Annotated in this window: 13 protein-coding genes and 1 riboswitch; of the genes, 5 read left to right on the plus strand and 8 right to left on the minus strand. The window is 38.7% G+C overall.

The genetic code is table 11. The features are described 5' to 3' along the window. The first annotated feature begins 397 nt into the window (after positions 1-397). Positions 398-964 carry a nitroreductase family protein gene (locus AC1DVK_RS21775; RefSeq protein WP_477627362.1) on the plus strand — a complete coding sequence of 189 codons (567 nt, stop codon included), beginning with the start codon at positions 398-400 and terminating at the stop codon, positions 962-964. 107 nt (positions 965-1,071) lie between these two features. Here the strand turns inward: AC1DVK_RS21775 and AC1DVK_RS21780 are convergent, their stop codons facing one another. Then, positions 1,072-1,401, minus strand: coding sequence for a GHKL domain-containing protein (locus tag AC1DVK_RS21780; RefSeq protein ID WP_477627363.1), 330 nt, complete (start codon positions 1,399-1,401; stop codon positions 1,072-1,074). 64 nt (positions 1,402-1,465) lie between these two features. On the opposite strand from AC1DVK_RS21780, the gene AC1DVK_RS21785 reads away from it, so the two are divergent. Further along, positions 1,466-1,699, plus strand: a complete 234-nt coding sequence (locus tag AC1DVK_RS21785) for a hypothetical protein (RefSeq protein ID WP_477627364.1) — start codon at positions 1,466-1,468, stop codon at positions 1,697-1,699. Positions 1,700-1,858: 159 nt separating this feature from the next. On the opposite strand, the gene AC1DVK_RS21790 is transcribed toward AC1DVK_RS21785, so the two are convergent. Then, positions 1,859-3,205 (minus strand): aspartate kinase, encoded by a 1,347-nt coding sequence (locus tag AC1DVK_RS21790; RefSeq protein ID WP_477627365.1) that lies wholly within the window; start codon positions 3,203-3,205, stop codon positions 1,859-1,861. Positions 3,206-3,409: 204 nt separating this feature from the next. Beyond that, the gene (queF, locus tag AC1DVK_RS21795) at positions 3,410-3,910 is read right to left on the minus strand and encodes a preQ(1) synthase (protein ID WP_061461394.1); all 501 of its coding nucleotides are present in this window, start codon (positions 3,908-3,910) and stop codon (positions 3,410-3,412) included. A 108-nt stretch (positions 3,911-4,018) separates the two neighbouring features. Further along, positions 4,019-4,064: riboswitch (PreQ1 riboswitch) on the minus strand. A gap of 127 nt (positions 4,065-4,191) precedes the next feature. Between queF and AC1DVK_RS21800 the strand changes: the two genes are divergently transcribed. The 3 genes from AC1DVK_RS21800 (at position 4,192) to AC1DVK_RS21810 (ending at position 5,709) form a co-directional block, all read left to right on the plus strand. Beyond that, complete coding sequence (locus tag AC1DVK_RS21800; protein ID WP_286140822.1) at positions 4,192-5,049, plus strand: DMT family transporter; 858 nt, start codon at positions 4,192-4,194, stop codon at positions 5,047-5,049. A gap of 140 nt (positions 5,050-5,189) precedes the next feature. Continuing rightward, positions 5,190-5,468, plus strand: a complete 279-nt coding sequence (locus AC1DVK_RS21805; RefSeq protein WP_477627366.1) for a hypothetical protein — start codon at positions 5,190-5,192, stop codon at positions 5,466-5,468. 106 nt (positions 5,469-5,574) lie between these two features. After that, positions 5,575-5,709: a BA3454 family stress response protein gene (locus AC1DVK_RS21810; protein ID WP_061461391.1), complete on the plus strand. Its 135-nt coding sequence runs from the start codon at positions 5,575-5,577 to the stop codon at positions 5,707-5,709. A 274-nt stretch (positions 5,710-5,983) separates the two neighbouring features. Here the strand turns inward: AC1DVK_RS21810 and AC1DVK_RS21815 are convergent, their stop codons facing one another. The 5 genes from AC1DVK_RS21815 to qoxA form a co-directional block, all read right to left on the minus strand. Beyond that, complete coding sequence (locus tag AC1DVK_RS21815) at positions 5,984-6,433, minus strand: YfmQ family protein (RefSeq protein ID WP_477627367.1); 450 nt, start codon at positions 6,431-6,433, stop codon at positions 5,984-5,986. Positions 6,434-6,909: 476 nt separating this feature from the next. After that, positions 6,910-7,194, minus strand: a complete 285-nt coding sequence (gene qoxD / locus AC1DVK_RS21820; protein ID WP_061461387.1) for a cytochrome aa3 quinol oxidase subunit IV — start codon at positions 7,192-7,194, stop codon at positions 6,910-6,912. A 1-nt stretch (position 7,195) separates the two neighbouring features. Further along, positions 7,196-7,792: a cytochrome aa3 quinol oxidase subunit III gene (qoxC, locus tag AC1DVK_RS21825; protein WP_061461385.1), complete on the minus strand. Its 597-nt coding sequence runs from the start codon at positions 7,790-7,792 to the stop codon at positions 7,196-7,198. Next, positions 7,792-9,738 carry a cytochrome aa3 quinol oxidase subunit I gene (qoxB, locus tag AC1DVK_RS21830; protein WP_089362570.1) on the minus strand — a complete coding sequence of 649 codons (1,947 nt, stop codon included), beginning with the start codon at positions 9,736-9,738 and terminating at the stop codon, positions 7,792-7,794. Before qoxB ends, qoxC begins: the two co-directional genes overlap by 1 nt. Positions 9,739-9,811: 73 nt before the next feature. Then, positions 9,812-10,756: a cytochrome aa3 quinol oxidase subunit II gene (qoxA, locus tag AC1DVK_RS21835; RefSeq protein ID WP_061461381.1), complete on the minus strand. Its 945-nt coding sequence runs from the start codon at positions 10,754-10,756 to the stop codon at positions 9,812-9,814. Positions 10,757-11,784: the final 1,028 nt, after the last annotated feature.

Below are 11,784 nucleotides of genomic sequence, written 5' to 3' on the forward strand. Positions count from 1 at the left end.
ACCTCTCATTATACATTTTTATACAGATTATTTAAAAGATTTTAACTGATTTAAAAGATTGGTAAATAACTTGATTTTTTTAATAAATACCCTTGACAAATAACAGGAAATAGGCGAAAATTCTAATTGATAATGATTTTCAATTTCATTATCAATCTCTGAAATTTGATAAACAATTACGATAATCTCATATCGTACCTTTTTGATATTGTACATAGATACAATGTCGCCCCGGCTTCTCTGTGCCTAGTAAAATTTATATGCTCATTAGCGAATGCAGTTCACTGGAATATTGCCCCCTCTTTATTCAAGTATTTATTCACGTTGGAAGCATATTAGGCAGCCGGGGATTATTTTTTTAAAAAAACTAACAAACTTACTTATATAAAGGAGCAGGATGATCATGAAACTTGAAGATATCATTAAAGAACGGCGCAGCATCAAACGATTTAAGGACATTCCTGTTCCTATTGATACCATCCGATCACTATTGGAAACTTCGACATGGGCACCGAACCATAAACTTACCCAACCATGGCGCTTTGTCGTGGTGCATGGTGATAGCCGATTAAAACTCGCAGAGGCAACCCGTGCTTTCATGGCAGGCAAAGAGAAGGACCCGGAAAAGAAAGAAGCAGCCGGACAGCGAGGATATAATAAGCTTATAGATGTACCGATGTTTGTCGCGGTGATCATGGAAGAGAATCCGAATCCTATGACACGTGAAGAAGATTATGCGGCTACAAGTGCCTTGATCCAGAATTTCAGCCTGCTTGCCTGGGAACAAGGAATCGGGCTGATATGGGAAACATACGGCATGATACACAGCATCGAGTTTCGTGAAGCTTTAGGCGTGAAACCCGGAGAGAAGATTGTCGGCAGCCTTCACGTCGGCTATCCCGATATGATCCCTGCCCCTCGGCCAAGGAACGCGATCGATCAACTCCTGACAATTATGGACTGATATAAAAGGAAAGCCTCCAATCTTCTATTTGGAGGCTTTCCTTTTATATTTAAGAGCAAAACGCAGGCAAATGTTGTTTTTCACTTATAATAACCCCTTAAAGAAGATTATTTAATAGCCGGCACCTTAATTTTCAAGTTGAATTCTTCACTTTTATAGGTGAAATCCAAATACCCTTGATGTTTTTTCACGATATCAGCGATGATTTTCGTACCCATCCCTTCATGCTGCCCCCATTTCGTGGTTTGACCGTATTTTTCAAACAGTCCGTCCAGAATGGGATTAGGTACTGGCAGACAACTGTTACTGCATGATAATAGGTACATACCACTCCGTTTATAAAAATGGAGCGTAATTTGGGCTATCTCCCTTCTTTCCTCCTGCCATGATGCAGCAGCTTCTATCGCATTTGCGAGGACATTCCCTATCAGTGCCACAACGTCATGATCCTTTAAAGGTAAAGATGAGAGGGGAACGTTTAACTATTTATCGCCCATTACCATGCTCGTCATTTTGCCGACATTGTTTTTAGGAGGCACAGGTTTACATGAGTTAACAAACAAGCATTTCCTGCTGCCGATTTTCAACATCTTCGCACTCTTTAAAGAATTGATATATGGTGTGATTGATATTCAGAATATCTTCCTGACAGCAAGCTCCCTCATTGTCTCGATCATCCTCTTCTTTGCTGTCTCAAGGATATTATTCTTAAAGGACAAATGGGTACTGAACTAAACCTGACGCGCTGAACCCTCGGCGCGTCTTTTATTCATTCGAACTTAATTGTTTTCCATCATTCGTTTTTCACAATCATGGAATTCAACTTATTATTGGCGGGGACAATTCATATCCAAAAAAACCTCCCTTTTCAAGGAGGTCCCTAAACGCTCATACTCAAAAGAACTCGTGATATAAGGCCTGAATGGCCGTCTCTTCACTGTTCCCTTTCACACCGAACATCATGCTTACTTCCGAAGAGCCTTGGTTGATCATTTCAATGTTCACCTTTGCTTCGGCCAGCGCTTTTGACGCCCTTGCCGTTGTACCGACATTATGACGCATTCCTTCACCTACAATCATGATCAAAGCAAGATCATGCTCCACATTCACCTCATCGGCATGTAGCTCTTTCTTGATTCGTGAAATGATTTTCTTCTCGGTTTCACCCTCCATCTGGTCCTGCCTTAGAATAAGTGTCACATCATCGATGCCTGATGGAATATGCTCATACGAAACACCGTAATCTTCAAGGATATGCAGCAGTTTCCGGCCAAAACCAACTTCCCGGTTCATCAAATATTTGCTAATGTAAATACTGCAAAATCCTTTATCACTTGCAATCCCAATAACCGGCCCATTCGTATTAGCCCGTGTACTTACAATGCGGGTCCCTTGCGCAGCCGGATTGTTTGTATTTTGTATATGGACTGGTATTCCCGCACGGAATGCAGGAATCAGCGCCTCGTCATGAAATACCGAGAAACCGGCATAAGAAAGCTCCCGCATTTCGCGATAGGTCAATTCCCTGATTCCCTTCGGATTGGAAACCACATTTGGATTCACCGCATAAACGGCATCCACGTCCGTAAAGTTCTCATACAAATCGGCTTTGACCCCATTCGCAAGAATCGAACCCGTAATATCGGAACCGCTTCTTGAAAATGTTAAAACCTCACCATCTAACGTGTATCCGAAGAACCCTGGGAATACTACGATTCCTGGCTCATCACGCAAGGCATATAACCGATCATACGATTCTGGCATCACCTGGGTAAATCCATCTTCATCCGTTACGATCAAGCCAGCCTTCTTTGGATTTATATACTGAGCCTCTACACCACGGCTTTGAAAATAACCTGCAACCAGCTTCGCATTATTATCCTCGCCACTGGCCATTAAAGCATCCAAATAGCGCTTCGGGTTAGATTGGTCTCCATGCAACAGTGCTTTTAGATTTCCATGAATCCCAGTGATGACCTCCTCGGATATATCCAGCTCTTCAGCAATGCTCGCATAGCGGGATACCACATCTTCTATCAAATGCTCTCCGTTATCCCCGCGCAGCTGCTGTTCCGCAGCCTCAATCAATAGATCCGTCACCTTTATATCATTTGAATTGCGTTTCCCTGGAGCCGAAACGACAACAATCTTCCTCTCTGGATCAGCAACTACAATTTCGAATACCTTTTTCACCTGTTCACCTGACGCAAGTGAACTTCCGCCAAACTTTGCAACCTTCATCACGACATCCCCTATTTTTGAAAATATTCTGTCAAAATTAACTCTTCCTATTATTACGTTTTTTTACGAAACAATCAAGTGTTAATTCCTTGGTAGGAGGACATTTGTATTTTTAAAGAATACAAAATAGTGAGTTTACTGAATGAGAATAGCAAAAAACCAAAAAAAAGACAACGGCATAAGCCAGTTGTCTTTTTCTAATCTTTAGCGATTATCCACCGTTTCCGGGTATAAGTCATGATTCATCAAGCGGTAATCCGCCATTTCTTCATACTTCGTACCTGGTTTACCATAATTTGTGTAAGGATCGATGGAGATTCCGCCCCTAGGTGTAAACTTGCCCCAGACTTCAATATATTTGGGATCCATCAACTCGATTAAATCATTCATGATGATGTTCATGCAGTCTTCATGGAAATCACCATGATTACGGAAGCTGAATAAATAAAGTTTCAATGACTTGCTTTCCACCATCTTCACACTTGGAATATAGCTGATGTAAATGGTTGCAAAGTCCGGCTGGCCCGTTATTGGACATAAGCTAGTGAATTCCGGGCAATTGAATTTGACGAAATAGTCCCGGTTCGGATGCTTGTTATCGAATGATTCCAGAATTTCAGGCGCATAGTCAAATGTATATTTTGTCCCTTGATTCCCAAGCAGTGTGATATCTTTTTTTAATTCTTCTTCTTTTCTTCCAGACATAAAAAGTCCTCCTCATCCACGTTTGTCAGGGGAGATTCATAAAATGGGCCTCTATATAACAAAAACCATATCTCCTCAAAGATATGGTTGATTCGCAAAAAAATAATCAAAGCCATAGTTTTTTTAAGAGGGTGAAGCTATGAACCTCTCCCGTTTATCGGGAAATATTTAAAATTGTCATAGTAAATATAGAAAAAAAAATCTAATCTGTCAATCTACTTTTTATTTTAGTTTGATTCCTACACGTATTCGGCTTAAAATGTAGAAGAAGTTTATCCTACATGAAGGAAGAGATTAAAGCAATGTGGATTTTTGCGGCTCTTATCACCAGTTTATGTTTCGGAATCAATAACAGCATTTTTAAATGGAGTAACGGAAAGGGTTACTCAAAGGTACATATCCAATTTTTCTTTTATTTTACCGCCTTCATCATGGCACTTTTATATAGCGGATTTGTAGATGGCTTGACTACTAACTGGCCATCCATCTTGCTTGGTGGAGCCATTGGTGTACTGAACGCTAACGGTAATATCCAGATGGCAAGTGCCTTTGAAAAAGGACCGGCAAGTTTGACATCACCACTGATTGCGGCAAATGCAATATTTCCCATCCTCTGTGCTGCATTAATTTTTCATGAGCATATTTCTTCACTGCAGTGGAGCGGAATTGTCTGCATGCTGCTCGCTACCCTTGTCATTCAGTATACACCTAATGCTAAGGGCAATCATCAATATTTACCTTGGATGATGCACACATTATTCGCGATTTTCTCATTTGGTGTGCTAGGTATCTTAATGACGACATCAACCCGTCTTCATTTAAACTCCCTTGATATCCTAGTATCAATGTATGGTGGCGGAACACTTTATCTCATTTCGGCATTAGCCATCAAGAATGAGAAGATTAAGTTAATGGAAGTGAAAATTGGATCACTCGTAGGGTTATTAAGCATCATAGCCTATGGATGTTATTTCTTTGCATTAAATACTGGAATCGCCAGCATCATCTTTCCTGTCGTCAGCCTGAACTGTTTAGTTGTCGTATTCGCTGGTTGTTATTTATTCAAAGAAAAACTTAAATCCTATCAAATTGCCGGCGTACTTGCAGCATTAATCGGAATTATCTTAACGAAAATATGAATAGTTAATTTTACAAAAACAACCTGGCTGTTATGCGCACACAAGCCAGGTCGTCTTTATATAGCCGCAAAAAAGGGTATGGTCTGACCCCAATACACAAGCCTTGTACACATAAAAATAGGCTCTTTTCGTAAAGATTGTTGTTTTTAAAACGAAACTATTTAAGGTTGATTGGAGCAGAAGTGCGAGACTCCTGCGGGAGCAGCGGGACAGGTGAGACCCCACAGGCGTTTACGCCGAGGAGGCTCACCGCCCGCACCAAGGAAAGCGAGCATCTGGAGGGGAAATCAACCACAACTCACTACCTGGTAAATAGCAACAAAGTATGTGAAAACAGCCTAAAAATAAATAAGGAAATGGAGTCTGTCAAAAAAAGTGTTGACATTCCCTTGAAAATATCAGATAATTTTGAATATTAAATCCCCACACTTGCTACTTCGCAATGTTTGAAAAGTCTTCCCCCACGGGTATAAAAGAAGTAGGTACAACCACCTCATTACTGAACCAAGAAAGGAAAGATGCATAATGGTAAAAGTTACAGTAACAGTTGATTTCCAAGGAAAATCTTATCAAACTAACGTCCTTACTAAACCAGGTACTAATCAAGAAGAAATTTTACAACAAGCCTTTAATCAAGTGGAAAAACAATGGAAAGCTTAAAAAAGCAGGCATCGCTTTAGATACCTGCTTTTTTTATTACCCTTTTAGACATAATCATCAAAATTACTTTTCGCATTTCAATCCAGATTTATTGTATTTCATTTATAGTATTCTAATGAATTTTTTCTATTCAAAGAACTCCTCGATAACGATTTTCCCCTAAATCCACTTTTAATAACTTTTCCCACATAATACCAATTTGGATGTGTCAGTTTGTGAACATTCAACTCTCAATCTGAATCAGAAAAAAAGAGCGACTTTGTTTATGTTCCTTTTAAACTACATCCCTTACTAATGGCATTGAACGTTCCTGAAGGCTATTGGAGAGCAGACTATACGCAACTACTTTCTTCTTGTACTGTTTAACTACATCCACGTGGTCGTTGTAAATGTACAAAAATAACCTAACATCCTTCTTGCCTTTTTTAGTATCAATGACTAATGGAGCCCCACTGTTCTCTGGATGTAAAAATAATTGTTCGTTACCCGGAAATATATGATTCTTTTTCAAAAATTTAGCTTTGTTGAAATAATTAATAACTTGAATTTTTTCTTCACCTTCCAACCGTTTTCCGTCAAAGGTTACGATGGCATTCGCGTCACTAAGTTCTGAATGCATTTCAAATTTGCTGAGAATCCAATTCACTGCATCTGTTGGAAGACAGGTAACTAATAATTTAATCAAACTTATGAGAATTGTCAAAATCAAAACCGGCAATGTCATATTCATCATCTCCGCTAAGGCATAGTTAACTACTATATCACTTATTATATCAAAAGAGCGGAAAGCTTTTCTTAGGAAATGTGTCCGTTCTATTAACGTTTAACTATTGGTGAATATAAAAACTTTATACTAACTTAATCATCTTGATCATCTAATTTCAAAAATGGATTCTTTTTGTTTACGCTAAAATTATTTTTTAAAGATATATCCAATATCACGTTTGAATTTGAGTCTCATTTTCAATATATCTAAATGCAAAAAGCCCACCGTACCCATTATAATGCAGGATACACAATAAATTAAGGAGATACTAAATTATTTTCCATCACAGTATTTGCCTCTCCTCCCCCCTCTTCTTTCTTAACAATACAAATTTCTATGATGCAGAGGATTGAATGTATGTAATTTTACGCTCACCATAATTTGAATACAAAAAAACTGGGCGTCATCAAGACGCCCAGTTTTGCAGGAATGGATTATTGATATCCCCAAATCATTGTTAGCATTGTACCGAAAATTGTAACCAATGCAACAAACAATCCGTAGTAAACGTTTGTGTAAATCGATGCTTTATCTTCAGACTCTCCTGCATGCATGAACATAACAAATTGAAGTGCAGCTTGCATGAAGGCTGTAACAAGTAGGATGATTAAAGCCATTTTTAGTGAGAGATCATACACTATAACTGATAGTGCAACCAAAGTCAGGACTAGTGAAAAAGCAAATCCCATAACTTGGCCCCGTGGGAATAATTCTTTCATATTACATCATTCCTTTCAGGTAGACGAAACTGAAGATGAAAATCCAGACAACGTCTAAGAAATGCCAGTAAAGAGAAAAGATGAAAGCTTTGTTTGTAGTTTCTGGAGTCATACCGCGTTTTTTAATCTGCAGAATGATGAAGGTTCCCCAGAATAAACCAAGTGTAACGTGAGCTCCATGCGTACCTAGTAACGCAAATAAACTAGATAAGAAACCACTTGTTTGAATGGTTGCTCCTTCATGTACATACTCCACGAATTCATAGATTTCGACTCCCAAAAAGCCTAAACCAAGAATAAGGGTGATAATGAAGAAACCAAGCATCGCTTTCTGTCTGCCAAGTCTCATTGCATTGATTCCAAGACCAATGGTAAAACTACTGGTTAAAAGAAAAATTGTTTGAAGCATTAGGGTTGGTACTTTAAAGAGTTCGTCCCCTGTAGGACCATTTCCAGTACCATGAACTAATACAAAATAAGTGGCGAACAGTGTAGCGAAAAGAGCTATTTCTGCCCCCAGGAAAATCCAAAATCCAAAAATCTTTAAGCGATTTTCTTCCGTGCTATATTCTAGTGGCAGCGAGTTATCTATTTTCATTACTTAGCACCTCGCAATTTATTTTCAGTTTCTTCAATCTCTTCAACGGAGATATAACGTCCGTGGTCTTTTTCGAATGAACGGTGAGCCATACAAGCAAAGATACCAAGTGTGGCAATGATTGCAATGATCCACATGCTGAATACCATTGCAAAGCCCCAAACGAAGAAGATACAGCTCAAGATAAACGGTACGCCACTGTTATTTGGCATATGAATCTTTTCTACTTTACCACCAAATAATTTAAAGCCCTTTTTCTTAGAATCCCAGAATGCTTCTGTAGAATCAACTGTAGGTACAATTGCAAAATTGTATTCTGGAATTGGTGTATGTGTAGCCCACTCTAGAGAACGTGCATCCCATGGATCTTTTGAAATATTTCTTGATGCATAACGAGTACTCCAATAGATATTGTACACAATAAGCGCAAAACCTATTGCCATGCCAATTGCTCCAACGAATGAGAGCAAATTCAATGGACCATAGCCCGTTGATTCAGAGTACGTAAACATACGACGTGCTTGCCCATCTAAACCAGTTATGAACATCGGGAAGAATGTTACATTAAAGCTGATAGTAATGAACCAGAACGACCATTTCCCAATTTTTTCGCTCAACATGAAACCAAACATTTTTGGCCACCAGTACGTAAAACCAGCAAGTACGGCAAATACAGTACCAGGGATCAAAACGTAGTGGAAGTGAGCTACTAAGAACATTGTATTATGGTATTGGTAGTCAGCACTTGCCATGGCAAGCATAACCCCAGTTACCCCACCGAGAGTGAAAATCGGAATGAAAGCTAAAGAGTATAACATTGGGACGGTAAAAACGATTTTACCTTTCCAAAGTGTGAACAACCAGTTGAAAATCTTAACACCGGTCGGAACTGCAATTGCCATTGTGGTAACCGAGAAGATACCGTTAACCATTGCACCGTGACCCATTGTATAAAAATGGTGAGCCCATACAACGAAAGATAGTGTAGAAATAGCTACCATAGAGATAACCATCGAATTATAACCGTACAGGTTACGACGTGCAAAAGTCGAAATGATTTCACTGTAAATACCGAAAGCTGGAAGAATAACTATATAAACTTCAGGATGTCCCCAAACCCAGAACAAGTTTGCCCAAAGCATATCGCTACCGCCATTAGCCATCGTAAAGAACTGAGTTCCGAATAGTCGATCCATTGTCATTAACGCAAGTGCCACTGTCAATACAGGGAAAGCGAAAACGATAATAAAGTTTGTGATCAAGATAGACCATGTGAACATTGGCATTTTCATTAAATTCATGCCAGGTGCTCTCATTTTCAAGATTGTTACGATAAAGTTGATACCAGTCAGTAATGTCCCGATACCAGCTATTTGAATTGCAATCGCGTAATAGTTAGAACCTACTGATTCACTGAAGTCGTTACTTGCCAGCGGGAAGTAAGATGTCCAGCCTGCATCAGGAGAACCACCGACTACGAAAGAGATGTTAAATAGCATTGCCCCCATAAAGAATAACCAGAAGCTTACTGCGTTTAGACGTGGGAATGCTACGTCACGTGCCCCTATTTGTAATGGTGTAACAATGTTCATTAACCCAATGATAAATGGCATCGCCATAAACAGGATCATGACAACCCCGTGTGTTGTAAAAATTTCATTATAATGCTGTCCATCCAACAAGCCGTTATTTGGAATAGCCGTTTGGGCACGCATCAAGAGAGCATCTGCGCCACCACGGAAAAGCATAAGTAGTGCTGACAAGATGTACATGATACCAATACGTTTATGGTCAACCGTTGTTAACCACTCACGCCATAAGTAACCCCATTTTTTAAAATAGGTAATTCCGGCAACAAGCGCAATCATGGTTAGGCCAATGGCAACCATGGATGCATAAATCGCAGGACTTGGATGAGGTACGGCAAATCGATCAAAGTAATCCATACTTTTGTGACTCCTTTCAGGAAAATATTCCTTATCGTAAAACTAATTGTTTAGTAGAATATGAGTTAAACCCTTATTGATTCATGTTCATGTTCATGTTGTTGTGTTCTGAATGTTCCTCGTGTGAACCTTTGGTAGATTCATCTGATTTTTTTTCAGTATCAGATGATCCGTGGTGATGACCTGAATTTTCACCTTCTGGAGCTGGAGAAAACTTTAAGTGAGTTCCAGTATACGTGGATTGTCCCACATGACCAGGTTCTAGTAATTTATTGAATTTATCCTTAGTAATCGGTTTAGCAGTTGCTTTAATTTCTTTTACCCATTTATCATATTCTTTTTTAGGCAATACATTTACGTTGAACGTTTGCTGAGCAAAACCTGAACCACTGAAGTTTGAATTTCGACCCATATACTCCCCTGGTACTTCAGCTGCTAAGTGCAACGTGGTAACCATATCAGACATCGCATATTTTTGTCCTCCAAGTTGCGGAATCCAGAAACTAGCAATTGGTCCGTATGAATAAAGTTTAAATTCAATTGGTCGGTTAGTCGGTAAAAACAGATAGTTAACTGTTTCGATATTTTCTTCCGGATAACTAAAGTGCCACTTCCAGTTAGAAGATGCAGCGTAGATAACTAATGGTTTCTGCTTTTCGTATCCTTTAGGTGTTGCCTCGACTTCATTTGTTGTTTTAACAGTAACAACGGCAAGGAAAGCGACGATTATGATTGGGATTGCAACCCAAATTATTTCTAGAACCTTACTTCCTTCAATATGAGGTGGTTCATAATCATCACGCTGTTTGGAAGCACGATATTTCATTATCATGAAGACATACAGTACGATTACGACAAGAACGACAAAGGCCATTGTCCATATCGATATCATAATGACATCTGCTTGTGTTGCAGCTACTGGCCCTTTAGGGTCCAAGACCATTAATGGGTTATCGCAACCCGTTAGCATAGTGGCGATGGTAAAAAGTATAGTTAATAAAGCCCATTTTATTTTCATAGTACTACCCCTTTCTTACATAATAAAATTCCTATTGGTAATTATTCGGACAAAGTGTTACCATGTTCACAAACCCCGACATAACAATATTAATCCCAAGTTAAAAAAAAGACAATACAAAGTGACATCTGTCACATAAAGTTCATTAAAATACAGTAAGAAGTTGGTAAATGAACTGAAATGTTCGAAAATCTTAAGGAAATGAAATATAATAAGTGTTTAATTCCTTACATATGGAGTTTAGGATTAAAAAGTAGCTCTGCTCCATTTTCCATTTAATGTTACTTTGATATAATGAAATATAATTTTTACAATATATTCGCCGCGTACATAACCTCAAGAACAAATCTGAATTTTCTTAACACTACGAATTCCATTACCTATCATGTTAATTAGGTAACTATCGATGGGATCGTGAATGATGACGATGTTAGCCAGGATTTAATAACGAATTTTTCTAACTCGACCATGGACGTGGTAACGGCATTGTGCACACCATGTCGTTTTTTCTGCTTCAATACCCTTACGGTCCAACACTGGTCACTATATATAGAAGCAAAGAGTCTGAAATGAACATTCCGATCCTTATGGTAAATACTTGATTGCCTTCCCACTTTGATTGCTAATTGGGTTACTTCCCCAATAAACACTTACTGACCTATCAGTATTTCCCAACAGCAGTTTAGGACATTAATCCAATTATTATCCCAATATGCTATTGCAAAAATCACTTCACCTCAGTTGTCCTTTTTAGTAAAACTGCATTTTGGTGCCTAGCATAAAAGAAACACACTGGATAACTGCATTTCTTTTAGTAAACGCACATAAAAAAACGAAAAAAAATGGACATTTTAAGGGAGGGCACTGAAAAAGTCCCTTCCGGGCCAATAGAGGTAGATTTTCTCAGTTTATTCTGAGGAAATCTACCTTTTTTTGTTTTATAATCAAGGTAATAAATTTATGTGGGTGAGTACGATGATTCAAAAACAAACGTCTATGGTTTTTAGTCCTCATATGGCCATTTATGA

It is taken from the genome of Peribacillus sp. P4_B1, assembly GCF_056402395.1.

What these genes read in the sequence shown, in the direction of transcription:
- qoxD (WP_061461387.1), bottom strand. Translation starts at nt 7,194, where the DNA reads ATGAAAGAATTATTCCCACGGGGCCAAGTTATGGGATTTGCTTTTTCA.
- AC1DVK_RS21810 (WP_061461391.1), top strand. Translation starts at nt 5,575, where the DNA reads ATGGTAAAAGTTACAGTAACAGTTGATTTCCAAGGAAAATCTTATCAA.
- qoxC (WP_061461385.1), bottom strand. Translation starts at nt 7,792, where the DNA reads ATGAAAATAGATAACTCGCTGCCACTAGAATATAGCACGGAAGAAAAT.
- qoxA (WP_061461381.1), bottom strand. Translation starts at nt 10,756, where the DNA reads ATGAAAATAAAATGGGCTTTATTAACTATACTTTTTACCATCGCCACT.
- AC1DVK_RS21800 (WP_286140822.1), top strand. Translation starts at nt 4,192, where the DNA reads ATGAAGGAAGAGATTAAAGCAATGTGGATTTTTGCGGCTCTTATCACC.
- AC1DVK_RS21790 (WP_477627365.1), bottom strand. Translation starts at nt 3,205, where the DNA reads ATGAAGGTTGCAAAGTTTGGCGGAAGTTCACTTGCGTCAGGTGAACAG.
- qoxB (WP_089362570.1), bottom strand. Translation starts at nt 9,738, where the DNA reads ATGGATTACTTTGATCGATTTGCCGTACCTCATCCAAGTCCTGCGATT.
- AC1DVK_RS21785 (WP_477627364.1), top strand. Translation starts at nt 1,466, where the DNA reads ATGCTCGTCATTTTGCCGACATTGTTTTTAGGAGGCACAGGTTTACAT.
- AC1DVK_RS21815 (WP_477627367.1), bottom strand. Translation starts at nt 6,433, where the DNA reads ATGACATTGCCGGTTTTGATTTTGACAATTCTCATAAGTTTGATTAAA.
- AC1DVK_RS21775 (WP_477627362.1), top strand. Translation starts at nt 398, where the DNA reads ATGATCATGAAACTTGAAGATATCATTAAAGAACGGCGCAGCATCAAA.
- queF (WP_061461394.1), bottom strand. Translation starts at nt 3,910, where the DNA reads ATGTCTGGAAGAAAAGAAGAAGAATTAAAAAAAGATATCACACTGCTT.